18 protein-coding genes are annotated in these 16,702 nt (G+C 61.7%); 11 read left to right on the top strand and 7 right to left on the bottom strand.

From position 1 onward, the window contains the following. The first annotated feature begins 115 nt into the window (after nt 1-115). Nucleotides 116-1,315 (top strand): formaldehyde dehydrogenase, glutathione-independent, encoded by a 1,200-nt coding sequence (gene fdhA / locus AC07SU_RS13685; RefSeq protein WP_016972852.1) that lies wholly within the window; start codon nt 116-118, stop codon nt 1,313-1,315. Between the two features lie 128 nt (nt 1,316-1,443). Here fdhA and AC07SU_RS13690 read toward each other — a convergent pair whose 3' ends face one another. Together AC07SU_RS13690 and AC07SU_RS13695 are read right to left on the bottom strand one after the other, a co-directional pair. Next, nucleotides 1,444-2,121: an anti-sigma factor gene (locus AC07SU_RS13690; RefSeq protein WP_494997306.1), complete on the bottom strand. Its 678-nt coding sequence runs from the start codon at nt 2,119-2,121 to the stop codon at nt 1,444-1,446. Continuing rightward, nucleotides 2,118-2,744, bottom strand: a complete 627-nt coding sequence (locus AC07SU_RS13695) for a sigma-70 family RNA polymerase sigma factor (protein WP_494997307.1) — start codon at nt 2,742-2,744, stop codon at nt 2,118-2,120. The genes AC07SU_RS13690 and AC07SU_RS13695 overlap by 4 nt, the downstream gene beginning before the upstream one ends. 152 nt (nt 2,745-2,896) lie before the next feature. On the opposite strand from AC07SU_RS13695, the gene AC07SU_RS13700 reads away from it, so the two are divergent. Next, nucleotides 2,897-3,466, top strand: a complete 570-nt coding sequence (locus tag AC07SU_RS13700; protein WP_176996666.1) for a DUF2780 domain-containing protein — start codon at nt 2,897-2,899, stop codon at nt 3,464-3,466. Here the strand turns inward: AC07SU_RS13700 and yihG are convergent. Next, the gene (gene yihG / locus AC07SU_RS13705) at nt 3,463-4,350 is read right to left on the bottom strand and encodes a 1-acylglycerol-3-phosphate O-acyltransferase, YihG family (protein ID WP_176996665.1); all 888 of its coding nucleotides are present in this window, start codon (nt 4,348-4,350) and stop codon (nt 3,463-3,465) included. The two genes, AC07SU_RS13700 and yihG, sit on opposite strands and share 4 nt — an antisense overlap. Before the next feature lie 174 nt (nt 4,351-4,524). Between yihG and rloA2 the strand changes: the two genes are divergently transcribed. The 3 genes from rloA2 to creC are packed head-to-tail and all read left to right on the top strand — an operon-like array spanning nt 4,525 to nt 7,130. Beyond that, nucleotides 4,525-5,025: a retropepsin-like aspartic peptidase RloA2 gene (gene rloA2, locus AC07SU_RS13710; RefSeq protein ID WP_176996664.1), complete on the top strand. Its 501-nt coding sequence runs from the start codon at nt 4,525-4,527 to the stop codon at nt 5,023-5,025. A gap of 9 nt (nt 5,026-5,034) precedes the next feature. Further along, on the top strand, nt 5,035-5,703 hold the full coding sequence (gene creB / locus AC07SU_RS13715) for a two-component system response regulator CreB (protein WP_494997308.1): 669 nt from the start codon (nt 5,035-5,037) through the stop codon (nt 5,701-5,703). Further along, on the top strand, nt 5,703-7,130 hold the full coding sequence (gene creC / locus AC07SU_RS13720; protein WP_494997309.1) for a two-component system sensor histidine kinase CreC: 1,428 nt from the start codon (nt 5,703-5,705) through the stop codon (nt 7,128-7,130). The genes creB and creC overlap by 1 nt, the downstream gene beginning before the upstream one ends. A gap of 17 nt (nt 7,131-7,147) precedes the next feature. Here creC and AC07SU_RS13725 read toward each other — a convergent pair whose 3' ends face one another. Next, complete coding sequence (locus tag AC07SU_RS13725; protein ID WP_494997310.1) at nt 7,148-8,551, bottom strand: aminotransferase-like domain-containing protein; 1,404 nt, start codon at nt 8,549-8,551, stop codon at nt 7,148-7,150. 135 nt (nt 8,552-8,686) lie between these two features. Between AC07SU_RS13725 and AC07SU_RS13730 the strand changes: the two genes are divergently transcribed. The 6 genes from AC07SU_RS13730 to creD all read left to right on the top strand — a co-directional run bounded on the left by AC07SU_RS13730 (nt 8,687) and on the right by creD (nt 14,423). After that, nucleotides 8,687-9,877, top strand: coding sequence for a KamA family radical SAM protein (locus AC07SU_RS13730; protein ID WP_494997311.1), 1,191 nt, complete (start codon nt 8,687-8,689; stop codon nt 9,875-9,877). 5 nt (nt 9,878-9,882) lie between these two features. Further along, complete coding sequence (locus AC07SU_RS13735) at nt 9,883-10,983, top strand: pyridoxal phosphate-dependent aminotransferase (RefSeq protein ID WP_494997312.1); 1,101 nt, start codon at nt 9,883-9,885, stop codon at nt 10,981-10,983. Then, on the top strand, nt 10,980-11,690 hold the full coding sequence (locus AC07SU_RS13740; protein WP_494997313.1) for an AzlC family ABC transporter permease: 711 nt from the start codon (nt 10,980-10,982) through the stop codon (nt 11,688-11,690). Before AC07SU_RS13735 ends, AC07SU_RS13740 begins: the two co-directional genes overlap by 4 nt. Beyond that, nucleotides 11,683-11,982, top strand: a complete 300-nt coding sequence (locus AC07SU_RS13745; protein ID WP_176996657.1) for an AzlD family protein — start codon at nt 11,683-11,685, stop codon at nt 11,980-11,982. Before AC07SU_RS13740 ends, AC07SU_RS13745 begins: the two co-directional genes overlap by 8 nt. Nucleotides 11,983-11,991: 9 nt before the next feature. Next, nucleotides 11,992-12,951 (top strand): C-terminal binding protein, encoded by a 960-nt coding sequence (locus tag AC07SU_RS13750; protein ID WP_494997314.1) that lies wholly within the window; start codon nt 11,992-11,994, stop codon nt 12,949-12,951. A 98-nt stretch (nt 12,952-13,049) separates the two neighbouring features. Continuing rightward, the gene (gene creD, locus AC07SU_RS13755) at nt 13,050-14,423 is read left to right on the top strand and encodes a cell envelope integrity protein CreD (RefSeq protein WP_494997315.1); all 1,374 of its coding nucleotides are present in this window, start codon (nt 13,050-13,052) and stop codon (nt 14,421-14,423) included. A 174-nt stretch (nt 14,424-14,597) separates the two neighbouring features. Here the strand turns inward: creD and AC07SU_RS13760 are convergent, their stop codons facing one another. From AC07SU_RS13760 to AC07SU_RS13770, 3 genes are all read right to left on the bottom strand, one after another. Further along, on the bottom strand, nt 14,598-15,227 hold the full coding sequence (locus AC07SU_RS13760; RefSeq protein WP_494997316.1) for a glutathione S-transferase: 630 nt from the start codon (nt 15,225-15,227) through the stop codon (nt 14,598-14,600). A gap of 134 nt (nt 15,228-15,361) precedes the next feature. Beyond that, nucleotides 15,362-15,544, bottom strand: coding sequence for a hypothetical protein (locus tag AC07SU_RS13765; protein WP_176996653.1), 183 nt, complete (start codon nt 15,542-15,544; stop codon nt 15,362-15,364). Next, on the bottom strand, nt 15,541-16,644 hold the full coding sequence (locus tag AC07SU_RS13770) for a PepSY-associated TM helix domain-containing protein (protein ID WP_494997317.1): 1,104 nt from the start codon (nt 16,642-16,644) through the stop codon (nt 15,541-15,543). Before AC07SU_RS13770 ends, AC07SU_RS13765 begins: the two co-directional genes overlap by 4 nt. Nucleotides 16,645-16,702 lie beyond the last annotated feature (58 nt).

Consider the following 16,702-nt stretch of genomic DNA (forward strand, 5'->3'; position numbering starts at 1 on the left):
TGCCTGCGATGAGGCCCTAATAAACAACACAAGAAACAGCATCTGTACCCGAGCACTTAAACGCGCCGCCTGCCTGGGCGACGTGGTTCCATAAAAACAACAGCGAGGTGAAAGCATGTCTGGTAATCGTGGTGTCGTGTATCTCGGCAACGGCAAGGTCGAAGTACAGAAAATCGACTATCCCAAAATGCAGGACCCCCGTGGCAGGAAGATTGAGCACGGCGTCATCCTGCGCGTGGTCTCCACCAACATCTGCGGCTCCGACCAACACATGGTCCGCGGCCGTACCACCGCCCAGACCGGCCTGGTGCTCGGTCACGAGATCACCGGCGAAGTGATCGAGAAGGGCAGCGACGTCGAGAACCTGAAAATCGGCGACCTGGTGTCCGTGCCGTTCAACGTGGCCTGCGGCCGTTGCCGCTCCTGCAAGGAACAACACACCGGCGTGTGCCTGACCGTCAACCCGGCCCGTGCCGGTGGCGCCTACGGCTATGTCGACATGGGCGACTGGACCGGTGGCCAAGCCGAGTACGTGCTGGTGCCGTACGCTGACTTCAACCTGCTCAAACTGCCGGACCGCGACAAGGCCATGGAGAAAATCCGCGACCTGACCTGCCTCTCCGATATTCTGCCGACCGGCTACCACGGCGCTGTGACGGCCGGCGTTGGCCCGGGCAGCACCGTCTACATCGCCGGTGCCGGCCCGGTTGGCCTGGCCGCAGCCGCTTCTGCCCGCCTGCTGGGTGCGGCGGTGGTAATCATCGGCGACGTCAACCCGGTGCGCCTGGCCCACGCCAAGGCCCAGGGTTTTGAAATTGCCGACCTGTCCAAGGACACCCCGCTGCACGAACAGATCGCCGCCCTGCTGGGCGAGCCGGAAGTGGATTGCGCGGTCGACGCCGTAGGCTTCGAAGCTCGTGGTCATGGTCACGAAGGCGTGAAGGCGGAGGCTCCTGCTACTGTGCTTAACTCGCTGATGGGCGTGGTGCGTGTGGCGGGCAAGATCGGTATCCCCGGCCTCTACGTGACCGAAGACCCGGGTGCTGTGGATGCCGCCGCGAAGATGGGCAGCCTGAGCATTCGCTTTGGCCTGGGCTGGGCTAAATCCCACAGCTTCCACACCGGCCAGACCCCGGTGATGAAGTACAACCGCCAGTTGATGCAGGCGATCATGTGGGACCGTATCAACATTGCCGAAATCGTCGGTGTGCAGGTGATCAGCCTGGATGACGCGCCGCGCGGTTATGGCGAGTTCGATGCGGGTGTGCCGAAGAAGTTTGTGATCGATCCGCACAAGCTGTTCAGCGCGGCGTAAATCTCAAACACGCGTAAATCCAAATGTGGGAGGGGGCTTGTCCCCGATGGCGTAGTGTCAGTCGCTTATTTGTTGGCTGAAACACCGCTATCGGGGGCAAGCCCCCTCCCATGGTGTTTTGGCTCGGCTTAAAGTGATGCCAATTGGCCCTGATACAGCACGGGGCCGGTGGGTTGCCCAGTGGGCGAGCCGCCCTGTGGTTCCAGGCTGACGGCGAGGGTTAGCGGGGCGGTGAGCAATGCCTGCTGCTCCTTGCTCAACTGAATTCGACCTTTGCCGGCAACAGGCACCAGGCCCAGGGACACCGGCTTACCGCCAGCCGGGATAGCCCACAGTTCCAAGGCGCGCGTCGGTTCCACGGCGGCCAGTGACAGCGCCTCCACTTGCAAATGATCGCCAAACGCCTGGATCTGCAGCGCCGGTTGCTGGTTGGCGCTGGCCAGTGTGGCGCTGTACTCGGGGCCGATATCGCGCTGGTACAGCACGCCCACCAACAGCGCCACTACCACGGCACATGCGGCAGCCAGTACGCGAAAACTCATCCAGAACGGTTTCTTCGCCGGCATATGCAGCACCTGCGGTTCGATGCGCGCCTTGATGCCTTCCCACACATGTTCTGGCACCGGCCGTTCGGGCAGCGCGCCGGTCAGGCTGGCGAGGGCGTCCTGCCAGTGGCCGAGTTCGACCCGCAGCGCGGCATCGTCGAGCAACAGGGCATCAAAACGTCGGCGTGCGGTGGCCGGCATCAGCCCAATGGCATAGTCGGCGGCGAGGGCGCGGCGCAGGGCGGTGGTTTGGTAGTTCATGATTCAAGGCACCTGCGCAGGCGCTCCATGCCGCGACGAATCCAGGATTTGACCGAGCCCAGGGGCGCGGCCAGGTGTTCGGCCAGTTCCGAGCACGACAGGCCCTGGAAGTAAGCCACGGTGATCGACTGGCGTTGCATGCCGTCCAGGGTGTCGAGGCAGCGGTTGAGGGCGCGGGCGTCACGCTCGCTGTCGAGCTGTTCGTGGGCGCTGGGGCTGTCGTCGAGCATCGCGTCCTGTTGGCCCTCGGCCAGTGGCAGTTCGCGGCGTTTGCGCAGTTGGTCGATGGCCAGGTTGCGGGTGATGTTGACCATCCAGGTCATCGGTGCCGCCAGGTGCGCCTCGTAGCGCGAGGCGCTGTACCAGATGCGCACGAAGGCCTCTTGCAGCACTTCGTCGGCCAGGTCTGAGCGGCCCATGAAACGGAAGGCCACACCGTGCAGTCGCGGTGAGACACTGCGGTAAAGGGTTTCGAATGCCTGGCGGTTGCCCAGGGCGCATTGGGCCAGCAAAGGCCGCAACGGGTCAGCATCGTTGATGGAAATAGGGCTTCTCCAAGCACTCGAACGAGAGCGACGGGACTGCGCACGGTAGGCAGAGGGTAGTTCAGCTCTTGCATTCATTCCATCCGACTCCGGGCGGTGCATGCCTGTTATACGCGCGAGCACGTAATCCGGATGCAGCTTTTTCTGAACTAATCTTGAGGTGGGAACATTCCTTTGGGACTGTCAGTCAAACGCCTGCTTTTTAGCTCCTACTTTCAGAGGTTGTCTTGATGAAGATTTCACGCGGTTTTGCCCTGTCCTGCCTGCTGAGCGTGGCCGCTGGCCCGGTGTTTGCCGCAGGTTTCAGCCTCGGTGACGTGGCCAACGCCGTCTCCGGCGCCCAGGGCAACAACAAGGCGGCAGCAGCGGCGCCCAGCTCCCAGACCGCCGGCCTGCTGAGCGCCCTGACCTCGCAATTGAACGTCACCCCGGAACAAGCGGTAGGCGGCACCGGCGCCATGCTGGGCCTGGCCAAGAACCAGCTGAGCAGCACCGACTACTCGCAACTGGGCAAAAGCGTGCCGGGCCTGGATCAACTCTCGGGGAGCAACTCCCTGGGCAGCCTCGGCGCCTTGAGCGGGATGCTCGGCCAGAGTGGCGGCAGCAAGACCAGCGGCCTCGATGGCCTGCTGGGTAACGTGAAGAACACCAGCGACCTGAACACCGCGTTCAGCGCGCTGGGCATGGACAGTGGGATGATCGGCCAGTTTGCGCCGGTGATCCTGCAATACCTGGGCGGCCAGGGTGCCAGCAGTTCGGTCTTGGGCAAACTGGCCCAGGCGTGGGGTACTGGCGGTTAACGTCCTGTCGCGCGCAGCTGTTCGATGCGCGCGTCCTTCTCCATCCAGAGCTGGTTCACCCAGTTCTGGACAGTCTGGCGAAATGCCGGATCATTCTCGTAATCCCCCTGCCACAACGCCGGGTCCAGCTCACGGGTGCGGATATCGATGATCACCTTCGGCACGGCGCCGCTGATCAAGTCCCAGAAACCCGGAATCTTCTCCTGTGGATACACCACGGTGACGTCGAGGATCGCGTCCAGCTGTTCGCCCATCGCCGCCAGTACAAACGCCACGCCGCCCGCCTTGGGCTTGAGCAACCGGGCAAAGGGTGACTCCTGCTGTTTGCGCTTGGCTTCGCTGAACCGCGTGCCTTCCAGGTAATTGACCACTGTCACCGGCTGGCGCTTGAACAGCTCGCAGGCTTCTTTAGTGATTTTCAGATCCTGCCCGGCCAGTTCCGGGTGCTTGGCCAGGAAGGCCTTGGTGTAGCGCTTCATGAAGGGGTAGTCCAGCGCCCACCACGCCAGCCCGAGGAAGGGCACCCAGATCAGTTCTTTTTTCAGGAAGAATTTGAAGAAGGGGGTACGGCGGTTGAGGGTCTGGATCAGTGCCGGGATGTCCACCCAGGATTGGTGGTTGCTGATCACCAGGTAGGAGGTGTCACCGCGCAGGTCATCGCCGCCGCGAATGTCCCATTGGGTCGGGATGCACAGCGAGAAGATCAGCTTGTCGATCTCGGCCCAGGTCTCGGCGATCCACATCACCGCCCAGGACATGTAGTCGCGCAAGCGGCCGGGGGCGATCAGCTTGAGCAGGGCAAACACCATCAGCGGGCCGAAGAGGACCAGGGTGTTGAGCAATAGCAGCAGTGTGACGAAACAGCCGGTGAGCAGGCGGCGCATAAGCAACTCTTGGTGTCCGGTGGGCGGGCCATCATAAGAGAGGTGAGTCTAGAGGCCAAATCGCAAATCGCCCGGCGAATGTTTCACAATGTGCCGGGTATGCTGCAAGCGAGCTAACTAACCCGCGCTTTTGCGGTCTAGAATCCGCCTACTTCTTTCCGAGGAAATCACTTCGTGAAACTGCTCCTTGCCGCCTTTGCCCTGGTTGCCTTGCCCGTCATGGCCGCCGAACCGACCCTCTACGGTCGCTATGAATACATCCAACTGCCGGAGATCGGCCAAACCTTCAAGGCCAAGATGGACACCGGCGCGCTGACCGCCTCGCTGTCGGCCCGCAACATCGAAACCTTCCAGCGTGACGGGGACGACTGGGTGCGTTTCCGCCTCGGCGGCAAGGACGCGAGTGACAAAGTCTACGAACACAAGGTGTCGCGCATCAGCAAGATCAAGAGCCGCGCCGATGAAGACGACGACAAGGACGAAGCCACCGTGGCCAAGCGCCCGGTGATCGACCTGGAAATGTGCCTGGGCAACGTCAAGCGCACCGTCGAGGTCAACCTCACCGACCGCAGCAGCTTCAACTACCCGCTGCTGATCGGCGCCAAGGCCCTGCGTGAATTCGGTGCAGCGGTAAACCCGGCCCGTCGTTACACTGCTGACAAACCGGACTGCTGACGGACCACCATGCCGCATATCCTGATTGTCGAAGACGAAGCGGCCATCGCCGACACGCTGATTTTTGCCCTGCAAGGCGAGGGCTTCACCACCACCTGGCTGAGCCTCGGCCAGGAAGCGCTGGCCCATCAGCGCCAGACGCCGGCCGACTTGATCATCCTCGACATCGGCCTGCCCGACATCACGGGGTTTGAAACCTGCAAGCAACTGCGCCGGTTCAGTGAAGTGCCGGTGATGTTCCTCAGTGCGCGGGATGGCGAGATCGACCGCGTGGTTGGGCTGGAGATCGGCGCCGACGATTATGTGGTCAAGCCGTTCAGCCCTCGGGAGGTTACAGCGCGGGTCAGGGCGATCCTCAAGCGCATCGGCCCGGGCACTGCGCCTACGGTGTTCCAGGTTGATCTGGAACGCATGCAGATCGCCTATCGCGGCCAGCCGTTGAGCCTCACACGCCATGAATTCCGTTTGTTGCAGAGCTTGCTGGAACAACCCGAGCGGGTGTTCAGCCGTGAGCAATTGCTCGATGCGGTGGGCGTGGCGGCGGATGCCGGCTATGAGCGCAATATCGACAGCCATATCAAAAGCCTGCGCAGCAAACTGCGGAGCGTGGCCGCCGATGCCGAGCCGATCCAGACCCACCGCGGCCTCGGTTACAGCTACAGCCCGAGCAACAGCTGATGCGCCTGGGGCTGCGGATCTTCCTGGTGTACGCGCTGTTTATCGGCCTCACCGGCTACTTTGTGCTCAGCACGGTGATGAAGGAAATCCGCCCGGGCGTGCGCCAGTCCACCGAAGAAACCCTGGTGGACACCGCCAACCTGTTGGCCGAGATCCTGCGCGATGACGTAAAAAACGGCACCCTCGGCCAAAGCCACTGGCCTGAACTGCTCAAGGCCTACGGCAACCGTCAGCCCGGCGCGACCATCTGGGGCTTGCCGAAGAACCAGGTCAACCACCGTATCTACGTGACTGACGCTAAAGGTACCGTGTTGCTCGACTCCACGGGTGAAGCCGTAGGCCAGGACTATTCCAAGTGGAACGACGTGTACCTGACCCTGCGCGGCGAGTACGGCGCCCGTTCCACCCGCAGCGAACTGGACGACCCGGCGTCGTCGGTGATGCACGTGGGCGCGCCGATCCGCGACAACGGCCAGATCATCGGTGTGGTCACCGTGGCCAAGCCCAACAGCTCGCTGCAGCCCTATGTGGACCGAACCGAGCGCCGCCTGCTGTGGTACGGCGCCGGGTTGGTGATTCTCGGTCTGTTGCTCGGTGCGTTGCTGTCATGGTGGCTGAGCGTGGCGCTGCGTCGGCTCACGGCGTACGCAGAGGCCGTCAGCGAAGGCCGGCGTGCCGAGTTGCCCCATTACCGGGGCGGCGAGTTGAAGCAGCTGTCCACGGCCGTGGAGCACATGCGCACGCAGCTGGAGGGCAAGGCCTACGTCGAACATTACGTGCACACCCTGACCCACGAACTGAAAAGCCCGCTGGCGGCGATTCGTGGCGCGGCGGAGCTGTTGCAGGGCGATATGAGCCGCGAGCAGCAGCAGCGTTTTGTCGGCAACATCGACAGCGAAAGTGCGCGCCTGCAGCAGTTGATCGAGCGCCTGCTGAACCTGGCGCAGGTCGAGCAACGTCAGGGCCTGGAAGAGCAAGTGGCGGTGCCGCTGGCAGCCTTGGTGGACAAAGTCCTCAACGCTCAATGTGCGCGGATCCAGCGTTTCGACTTGCAAGTGGAACAAGGGATCGCCGCGGATGTACAGCTGTTTGGCGAGCCCTTTCTGCTGCAACAGGCCCTCGGCAACCTGCTGGAAAATGCGCTGGATTTCACGCCCCCTGGCGGCACGCTGCGCTTCTCGGCGCAGCGCCGGGATAACAAGATTGAGGTGAGCCTGTTCAACCAGGCTGAGCCGATTCCCGACTATGCACTACCGCGCTTGAGCGAGCGTTTCTACTCGTTGCCACGGCCGGTGAGCGGGCGCAAGAGCACTGGGCTGGGATTGAACTTCGTGCAAGAAGTGATGCAGTTGCATAACGGTGGCCTGCACATCGGCAACGTTGCCGGCGGCGTGCGTGTGGTGCTGTGGTTGCCTGACGTCGACTGAGCAGAGGTCTGCATGACTCAACCGAAAGGCTTCTGGAACAGCCGCTGGGCTTTGGCCGGGTCCAGGTGTGCGACGTTGATGCGCAACCAGGGGCTCTTGAGACCATTGGCGTCGAACAACTGGCCGGGCGCCAGCAGGATGCCCTGCTTGTAGGCGCGTTCAAGGAAGTCATCGGTTTGAGTCAGTTCGGGGTGGCGTATCCAGAGAAACAACCCGCCATCGGGCAGGTGGAAGATCTCCCAGCCCCAGCGTTGGAAACTCGCTTGAGCGATCGCCTGGTGGGTCTGCAATTTGCGTTGAACCAGGTTCAAGTGCCGTTCGTAAATACCGTCCGACAGGATCGTGCTGAGAAAGCGCTCGCAGAAGCTCGGCACGGCGACGCTGGTCAGCAGTTTCAAGTCGGCCAACGCTGCAATCAGGTGGGGCGGTGCCACCAAATAGCCCACCCTTAGGCTGGCCGAGAGTGTCTTGGAAAAGCTGCTGATGTAGATCACTTTGCGCAAGCCGTCGAGGGTCGCCAGCCGCGTGCCGTGTTCGCCGGTCAGGTCGCCGTAAACGTCATCTTCCACCAGCAGCAGATCGTACTGATAAGCCAGCTGCAAAATCTGGAAAGCCCTATGCGGGCTCAGCGATGAGCCGGTGGGGTTGTGAAATTGCGAGTTGATGAAGAACGCTTTCACGGTTCGGCTGGCCAGGGTTTTTTCCAGTGCTTCGATATCCGGGCCGTCAGGCAGCCGCGCGACGCCGACCACCGTGGCACCGCGCAGGGCCAGCAGTTGCACCAGGTTACTGTTGCAGGGGTCGTCCACCAGTACGCAATCGCCGGGCTCGATAAGTTTGCGAATCACCAGGTCCAGCGCCTGGGTGGCGCCGAGCGTGGTCAGCACCTGATCGGGGTTGACCGTTAAGGCCAGCCTGTTGTGCAGGTGTTGGGCAAGGTTCTGGCGCAGCGGCAAATGACCGAGTGGATCGCCGTATTCGATCAGCGAGCTGTGGGCGAAGTTGGCCGTACGGCGGATGATCCTCGCCAGGGCCTGGGTGTCGCGCCAAGCCGGCGGCAGCCAGCCGCAGCCCAGTTTCATGCTGTAGGCATCGCCATGGAAGATCCGCCAGAAGGCGTTCAAGTTTCCTCGGTCAATGGCTTCCAGGGGCGCCATTTGGGCAGGCGCCGGTGGTTTGCTCGCCTGGGCCTCGACGAAAAAACCACGGCCTTGGCTGGCGCTGATCCACCCATTGATTTCCAGGCGCTCGTAAGCGCTGACGACGGTATGGAAGCTCAGGTCGTGCCTGGCGCTGAGCTCGCGAATGGACGGCAAACGCTGCCCGGGCTTGATCTCGCCACGCCCGATAGCCTCCTTGATGGCACTCACCAACTGTTCGATGACGGCAATCTTTGGTGAGCGGTCTAGTATGAGTTCCATCCCTGTGACCCTGACCATGAAGTGTTAGGGCAAATCTTCTAACAGTTATCACAGCAGGACCAGCACTGTTTTTGGGTTGCCGGGATTTCTGGAGTAAGCCTGACGGACTGTCAGCTTAATTCAGGAGGAATAGTGATGACGCACGTTTTGTCACCGTCGGTATTGGCACCCCGCAACAGTCAGCCCTTGGCCGTGACCGACCTGGACAACTGGAGCGACTGGAAATGGCAACAGCGCAATGCAGTGACCAAGCTTGATGAACTGCTGGGCTACTTTCCGGGGTTGGCACAGGATGGTTGGCTGCAGCGTATTGGCCAGCATCTGGAAGACCGCAAACTTACGGTAACCCCTTACACCCTGGGTCTGATCAAGGTTGATCAGCATCGGCGCCCCCTGACAGATGACCCCTTTTGGCGTCAATTGATTCCCGATTGGAACAGCACCCCTGCCGCCGAGGCCCTGGGCTACGACGGCGAGTCGGAAAACTGGGAATTGCCCGACGAAATGGTCACGCCGATCTGCCAGCACAAGTACGACAACCGGGTCATTCTGCGCCTGGCCAATGTCTGCCACGCGTATTGCCAGTTCTGCTACGAAGCCTTGCGCACCCTGGAAAAACAGACCGTTAAAAGCTCAATGCGCAAGCAGGACTGGCTCGATACGCTCGACTACATCCGTCAGAACCCGCAGCTCGATGAAGTGATCCTCAGTGGCGGCGAGCCGTTGATGCATTCCGACAAACACCTGGATGGCTACCTTGGCGACCTGCGAGCGATTCGCCCCAACCTGATCATCCGCCTGCACACCCGTGCGCTGACCTTCAACCCGTACCGTATTACTGATCAACTCGTGGAGATCCTCGGGCGGCACGACGTCACTGCCATAGGCTTGCATATCGTCCACCCCCGGGAAGTCACGGAAGACTTCCTGCAAGCTGCCAAGCGCCTGCGCAGCGTGTGCCCGATCCTATTCGCCAACATCCCATTGCTCAGTGGCATCAACGACGACTACGACACGATGGCCGAGCTGTGCCTGACCCTCTACCGGCACGGCATCCAGCCGCACTACTTGTATCACTTCATGCCGTTCTCACCCGGTTCCCAGGCCTTTCGTACCGACATCAGCGACGCCGTGGCCTTGGTCAGCCGGATGAAGCGCAGGCTGTCGAACATCGCCGTGCCTGAATACGTACTGCCTCACAAAACCGGCAAATACACCGTGCCGCTGGATCTGCTGAACGGTCTGCCGACCCTGCAGCGACGCAGCGACGGTGAATACCTGCAGTACACCAACTGGCAAGGCCAGCCCTGCACTTTTCCGGAATGAACCTTATGGTCAATCGTTTTGCCAGCCATCTGACGGGCCTGGACAACCCCAACCCGTTTCCTGGCATGGTCGCCTTTGAGCAGCGCACAGGCAGGCAGGTCGACTTGCGCCTGGGCGGCAATGAATGTCTCGACGCGCCACTCACCGCCTTGCGCGAGCGGTACGGTAATGACTTTTGCGAACACGCACGGCTGTATGGCGATCCGCAAGCCTTTGCCCTACGCCAGGCACTGGCGGCGGCCCATGGTTTCAACCCGGCGCATCTGTGCCTGGACAGCGGCGCCGATGCGGTCCTGGCGTTGTGCATTCGAGCCTTGTGCGCGCCGGGGGACCGGGTGGTGTGCAGTGCTGGCACCTATCCAACTTTTGCGTACTTTGCCAAGGCGGCGGGGTGTGAGGTGGTCGAAACCCCGTATCACCGCACGGACACCAGCCTGGCAGTGAACATTCCAGGCTTGTTGCTTGAGGCCGTGCGCTGCGGCGCCAAGGTGGTCTACCTGGCCAACCCGGATAATCCGACGGGCAGTTGGTGGTCGTTCGAGGCGGTCCAGGAGCTGGCGTCCTCCTTGCCCGATGATTGCACCTTGCTGTTGGACGAGGCCTACCTGGACTTCTGCCCTGACCTGCAGATGAACAGTGAGCGGGTGCTTGAGGGCTGCATCCGGGTGCGTTCTCTGTCCAAGGCCTACGCCCTGGCCGGTTTGCGTCTGGGGTATGCGCTGGCCGATCCTGCGACCATCGCCATGCTCGACAAGGTGCGCATTCACTACGCCGTCGGCGGCCTGGTGCAGCACGCCGCGCGTGTGGCGCTGGACGATCGGCGCCACGCCGAAGCCATCCAGGAAAACAACGCCCTGTTGCGCGATGCCTTCAGCCAGCGGTTGCGGGGGATGGGCTACCGGGTGCTGCCGTCCGGTACCAACTTCATCAGCCTGTTGTTGCCGTCCGCGGCGGCGGCTCACCACTTGCAGGAGCATCTGCTGGATCACCGGATTGCCGTGCACCGGCCACTGCATCCGGCGTTTGCCAACCTGATCCGGGTCACCGTCTGTGAAGCCGCCCTGGAGGAGCGCGTGCTGGAACTGTTCGAGAGGGCCATTGAATGAAACCTCAACTGCAGTTTCGTGACGCCTTTCAAGACGCCTTGCCCATTGTCATCAGCGGCTTTGTCTTCGGCCTGGTGTTTGGTGTATTGGCCAGCAAGGCCGGGCTGTCGCCCCTCGCCGCCACACTCATGAGCCTGATGGTATTCGCCGGTGCTTCGCAGTTCGTGGCGGTGGAGCAATGGCACTCCGGGCAGCTGTCGTTGGTGGCCATCGTGCTGACGACGTTGTTGGTCAATCTACGGCACTTGTTGATGAGTCTGTCGCTGCGCCCAGCGTTTCGCAAGGAACCCAAGCGCAAGCTGATTCCCGCGTTTTCCTTGTTGCTGATCGATGAAACCTGGGCACTGGCCGAGCACCGCTTCAAGAAGTCGGCGCCGTCCCTGCGTTATTTCGTGCAGGCCGGCCTGCTGATCTATTTCGGCTGGGTCGGCGGCACGCTGCTGGGGACCCAATTGGGCAGCCATATTCCACGGCCAGCGGACTTCGGCCTGGATTTCACCTTTGTGGCGATGTTCCTGTCGTTGATGGTGTTGCTGTGGCAGCGCTCGCTGGATTTCTTCACGTGGCTGCTGTCCGGGGTCATCGCCTTCTACGCGGCGCAGTTGCCGGGTATTGGCCAGGCGTCGGTGGTGATTGCGGCGATTATCGCCAGTGCGTTGGTGGCCGCGTTGCCCCAGGCCGGACAACTGGAAATCGACCATGAGTGAGTTGGAACTGGCGGCAATCATCGGCATGGCCCTCGTCACCTACCTCACCCGTATCGGTGGGTTGCTGGTGACGGCCGAGCGCACCAGCCTTAACGGCTTCACAGAACGCTTTCTGAAAAACCTGCCGGCGGCGCTGCTGGCCGCGCTGATCAGTCCGAAACTCGCCACCGGCGATGTGTCGATCTGGCTGGCGGCGCTGATCACCGTGGCGGTGGTCTGGAAGTTCAAGAACACCTTGCTCGGCGTCGCCGCAGGCACCTTTAGCTGCGCGGCGATCCGTTGGCTCATTTAAGGACAAACCATGAAAATCGGAATCATAGACTCGCTTCACAACAGCTACGTGAGCAAGGCTGACATTGAGCAGGATGTATTCGGTGGGCGGGCCAGCGTCTCGCTGTTCCAGGTCTCCAATGCGGACCAACTGCCGCAGGCTGCGATGCAATGCGACGGGCTGATCAGTTGGCACCTGGTACCGCTGCAAGCCGCGTTCATCAACCGCCTTGAACGGTGCCGGGGCATCGTTCGTGCGGCCGTGGGGTTTGACAATATCGACTTGGTGGCAGCCCGTCAGTGCCATATCGAAGTGGCTAACGTGCCCGACTACGGGACTGAAGAGGTGGCTGATCACGCATTGTCCATGGCCCTGTCGTTGCTACGCCGCTTGCCCCGCGGCCATGAGGTGGTGTCGCGAGGCAGTTGGGATTGGCGTCAAGTCGGTGCGTTGCCGCGCATGAGCCAACTGCACGTGGGCATTATTGGGTGTGGGCGGATCGGCATGGCGGCGGCGCTGCGCTTCAAGGCGTTTGGTTGTCAGGTCAGCTTTTACGACCCCCTTGTCTGCAGCGGGGTGGAAAAATCCTTGGGGCTGCAGCGTTGCGAAACGCTGGAGCAGTTACTGCACAAGGCCGACTTGGTGAGCATTCACACGCCGCTCAATGAACAGACCCATCACCTGATCGGCGCACGGGAACTGGCGATGCTCAATGGCAAGTACCTGATCAACACCGCACGTGGTCCGATTATCGACTCACAGGCGTTGCGTGATGCCGTGGCCGACGGCCTGTTGGCCGGGCTTGGGCTCGATGTCTACGAAGACGAGCGTCAAGCGATCCCCGAACAATTCCTGGGCCGTGATGATGTGTTGCTGTCACCGCATGTCGCGTTCTATTCCGACGCGGCGTTGCCGGAGTTGCGGGCCAAGGCAGCACAGGTACTGTTGAGCATTCTTGAACAGGGCAGCCACCGTAACGTGGTCAATTGACCCACGCTGGAGAGTCTCCACAGACTCTCCACACAGCCTCCATAAAACCGCTACGCAGCCCTCACACACTCTCCCCCCATCAAAACAGGGAGAGACCCATGAACCGCAGTCTGCTTTTCAAACTTGGCGCCATTGCGCTGCTGATCCTGCTGTTGCTGATTCCGTTGCTGATGATCAACGGCATCATCAGCGACCGCCAGCAGCTGCGTGACGGTGTATTGATGGACATCGCCCGCAGCTCCAGCTACAGCCAGCGCCTCACCGGCCCGGTGATGGTGGTGCCTTATCGCAAGACCGTGCGCGAGTGGAAACTCAATGAAAAGCTCAACAAACGCTACGAAGTCACGCGTGAAGAGCGCGGTCGTCTGTATTTCCTGCCGGATCGATTTGAACTCGACGGCAAAGTGCAGACCGAACTGCGCGCACGGGGCATCTACCAGGCGCGGTTGTTCCATGCCGATACCCGCATCGGCGGGCGGTTTGAAGTGCCTGCGCAAATGGGCATCACGGAAGACTTTGCCGATTACCGCTTTGAGCCGGCGTTTCTGGCGGTGGGCATCAGCGATATTCGCGGCATCGAAAACGCGCTGAAGCTGGAACTGGGCAACCAGCGCCTGGAATTTGAACCGGGTTCCCAAGTCGATTGGCTGGGTGAAGGCGTGCACGTGGCGCTGCCGCAGCAAGACAGCAAGAAGCCCTATGTCGTGGAGTTCGCCTTCGACCTGCGCCTGCAAGGCACCGAACAGCTGCAAGTCGTACCGGTAGGCAAGACCAGCCAGGTGACCCTGGCGTCCAACTGGCCGCACCCCAGCTTTATCGGCAACTTCCTGCCAGCCCAGCGTGAGGTCAGCGACACAGGCTTTACCGCGACCTGGCAAACCTCATTCTTCTCCACCAACCTTGAACAAGCGCTGCAAAGCTGTCTCGACGGGCAGGGCTGCAAGGACTTCAGCAACCGGGGCTTTGGCGTCAACTTCATCGACCCGGTGGACCAGTACCTCAAGAGCGACCGTGCGATCAAATATGCGCTGCTGTTCATCGCCCTGACCTTCGCCGGCTTCTTCCTTTTCGAAGTGCTCAAGAACCTGGCCGTGCACCCGGTGCAGTACGCGTTGGTGGGGTTTGCGCTGGCGTTTTTCTACTTGCTGTTGTTGTCGTTGTCCGAGCATATCGGGTTCGCCATGGCTTACCTCATCTCGGCCAGCGCCTGTGTGTTGTTGATCGGTTTCTACGTGTGCCACGTGCTGCGCAGCGTCAGGCATGGCCTGGGCTTTTCGACGGGGTTGGCAGCGTTATATGGCTTGTTGTACGGGTTGCTGAGCGCTGAGGATTACGCGCTGCTGATGGGGTCGCTGTTGCTGTTCGGCCTGCTGGGCACGGTGATGGTGCTGACGCGCAAGCTCGATTGGTATGGCGTGGGCAAGCGCAAGGCGGTCGAGCCGCTGCAGTTTGACCTGGAGGCGGTGCAATGATCGGGTTGCGTGAAGATCAGCAGATGAAGGCGCGGATGGTCGCATTTCTCAACCACGCCACCGCCCCCTGTAGGAGCTGGCTTGCCAGCGATCGCGGTGGTCCAGTCAACGAGTCGCAAGCTGACACTCCGCTATCGCTGGCAAGCCAGCTCCTACAGGGGACTGCGGTGGTTTTCAAACCGGGGGCTGGGTCTGCTGCATCGAAGGGCGCTGGCTGACGTCGGCGTACCAGGCTGCAAGCTTGGGGTTAGCATCACGCCACTGCAGGTCGGGATGACGAAAATCGAGATAACCCAAGGCGCATGCCACGCTGATCGCCGCTATGTCGAAATGGCTGCTCAGCTCGGCAATCGCGTCCTGTTCCAGCTCGGCGAGGGTGCGGCGGATCTTGTTGCGCTGCTCGTCGAGCCACTGGTCCCAGTGTTTTTCTGCAGGGCGCATGGCGGTCTCGTAACGCACCAGCACGGCCGCATCCATGATGCCGTCGGCCATCGACGCCAGGGTCAGGCGGCGCCAGCGCGCGGAGCCGTCGCGGAGGATCAGCGGGTTGCCGACGTGCTGGTGGTCCAGGTAGTCGAGGATCACCCGGCTGTCGTGCAGTACCGACCCGTCGGCCAGGCGCAGGGCCGGGATCTTGCCCACGGGGTTGCCTTGCACCACCTGGGCGTCCGGGGCGACCGGTGTTGGCATGCACGCATGCAGGGCCACGCGGTCCTGCTGGCCGGTTTCGATCAACAGCACGCGCACTTTGCGGACAAAGGGTGAAGCGGGGTTGTGGAACAAGGTCATGCTGGGAGCGGACATGGGTACACCTCAAGAATGGGCTGCGGCTAGCCTAGAGACATTGAGGGTGTTTTTGAAGGCCTCATCGCAGGCAAGCCAGCTCCCACAGGGTAATGCATTCCAAGGTGGGAGCTGGCTTGCCTGCGATGACGGCCTCAACCGCGCCGCTTAAACAAACCCCATACACCAATGCCGGCAGGAATCCCCAACCCCACCCAACTGAGCGAATCCCACAGCCCATCCCCCAGCAACGCCGCAAACAGCCCCGCCGCACTGAGCACGCCAATCCCCAGGGGAATGCCAAACACCTTCCAGAAACTCGACTGCCGCGGCTTCATGGCTTGGCCGCCTTGCGCCGCACAATCCACAGGTAGACCCCGCTGCCCAGCACGATGATGGTCAGCACATCCAGCACCGCCCACAGAACCTTCATCGGCATACCGCCATAGTCGCCAAAGTGCAGCGGCTGGGACATGCCCATGGCGTCCATGTACCACGGCCGTTCGGCGATGGCGGTGACGGCCAGGGTGCTGGCGTCGATCAGCACCGGCGTGAGCAAGTGCGAGGTGAGGTGGGTGCTGCCTTTCATGAACACCGCGTAATGGTGCTCGCTGGAAAAGCGCGTGCCGGGGAAGGCGATGAAGTCCGGCTCCATGCCGGGCGCAGCCTTGGCGGCGATGGCCAGCAGCTCGGTAGCCGGTGCACGCTGGGTGAGCGGCGGAGCGTTCTTGTACGGCTCGATCATCGCGCTGAGGCTGTCCTGGCGCCAGGCGGCAATGATCAGGTCGGCGCAGGCGCTGATCACACCGGTCACGCCCACCACCAGCGCCCAGGTCAGGGTGACCACGCCGATCAGGTTATGCAGGTCGAGCCAGCGCAGGCGGGTGGATTTGTCTTGGCGCACGGTGGCGAACTTCAAGCGGCGCATGAACGGCAGGTACAACACCGTGCCCGAGACAATCGCCACCACAAACAGAATGCCCATGAACGCGAGCAGCAACTTGCCGGGCAGGCCGGCGAACATGTCCACGTGCAAGCGCAGCAGGAACAGCGTCAGCCCGCCGTTGGCCGCCGGCGTTTCCACTGCTTCGCCGGTGCGCGCATCGAGCATGAAGGTGTGCGACGAATTGGGTTCGGTGCCGGCTGTGGCGGCCATGATCGCGATCACGCCGTTCTTGTCGTCTTCGTCCCAGGCCAGGTACTGCATGGCTTCGCCGGGGCGATGGGCCTGGGCCTTGGCCACCAGTTGTTCCAGGTTGAGCTGCGGCGTATCGGCAGGCATCTGCGCCAGTTCCGGCTCGTTGCCCAGCAGGTGGTCGATCTCGTGGTGAAACACCAGCGGCAAGCCGGTAAGGGCGAGCAGCAACAGGAACACCGTGCAGATCAGGCTGGTCCAGGTGTGGATGAAGGACCAGCGGCGGATGGTTTTGCTTTTCATTTTTTCAACCTTCAGACACACCAAAGCCGCCCATGGGGGCGGCCTGGTGATGAACTCA

The sequence above is a fragment of the Pseudomonas sp. GW821-FHT05H12 genome (assembly GCF_059419385.1).

Bases quoted from the DNA above. Each gene is read 5' to 3' on its own strand.
- fdhA (WP_016972852.1), top strand. From the start codon at position 116: ATGTCTGGTAATCGTGGTGTCGTGTATCTCGGCAACGGCAAGGTCGAA.
- AC07SU_RS13690 (WP_494997306.1), bottom strand. From the start codon at position 2,121: ATGAACTACCAAACCACCGCCCTGCGCCGCGCCCTCGCCGCCGACTAT.
- AC07SU_RS13695 (WP_494997307.1), bottom strand. From the start codon at position 2,744: ATGAATGCAAGAGCTGAACTACCCTCTGCCTACCGTGCGCAGTCCCGT.
- AC07SU_RS13700 (WP_176996666.1), top strand. From the start codon at position 2,897: ATGAAGATTTCACGCGGTTTTGCCCTGTCCTGCCTGCTGAGCGTGGCC.
- yihG (WP_176996665.1), bottom strand. From the start codon at position 4,350: ATGCGCCGCCTGCTCACCGGCTGTTTCGTCACACTGCTGCTATTGCTC.
- creB (WP_494997308.1), top strand. From the start codon at position 5,035: ATGCCGCATATCCTGATTGTCGAAGACGAAGCGGCCATCGCCGACACG.
- creC (WP_494997309.1), top strand. From the start codon at position 5,703: ATGCGCCTGGGGCTGCGGATCTTCCTGGTGTACGCGCTGTTTATCGGC.
- AC07SU_RS13725 (WP_494997310.1), bottom strand. From the start codon at position 8,551: ATGGAACTCATACTAGACCGCTCACCAAAGATTGCCGTCATCGAACAG.
- AC07SU_RS13730 (WP_494997311.1), top strand. From the start codon at position 8,687: ATGACGCACGTTTTGTCACCGTCGGTATTGGCACCCCGCAACAGTCAG.
- AC07SU_RS13735 (WP_494997312.1), top strand. From the start codon at position 9,883: ATGGTCAATCGTTTTGCCAGCCATCTGACGGGCCTGGACAACCCCAAC.
- AC07SU_RS13740 (WP_494997313.1), top strand. From the start codon at position 10,980: ATGAAACCTCAACTGCAGTTTCGTGACGCCTTTCAAGACGCCTTGCCC.
- AC07SU_RS13745 (WP_176996657.1), top strand. From the start codon at position 11,683: ATGAGTGAGTTGGAACTGGCGGCAATCATCGGCATGGCCCTCGTCACC.
- AC07SU_RS13750 (WP_494997314.1), top strand. From the start codon at position 11,992: ATGAAAATCGGAATCATAGACTCGCTTCACAACAGCTACGTGAGCAAG.
- creD (WP_494997315.1), top strand. From the start codon at position 13,050: ATGAACCGCAGTCTGCTTTTCAAACTTGGCGCCATTGCGCTGCTGATC.
- AC07SU_RS13760 (WP_494997316.1), bottom strand. From the start codon at position 15,227: ATGTCCGCTCCCAGCATGACCTTGTTCCACAACCCCGCTTCACCCTTT.
- AC07SU_RS13765 (WP_176996653.1), bottom strand. From the start codon at position 15,544: ATGAAGCCGCGGCAGTCGAGTTTCTGGAAGGTGTTTGGCATTCCCCTG.
- AC07SU_RS13770 (WP_494997317.1), bottom strand. From the start codon at position 16,644: ATGAAAAGCAAAACCATCCGCCGCTGGTCCTTCATCCACACCTGGACC.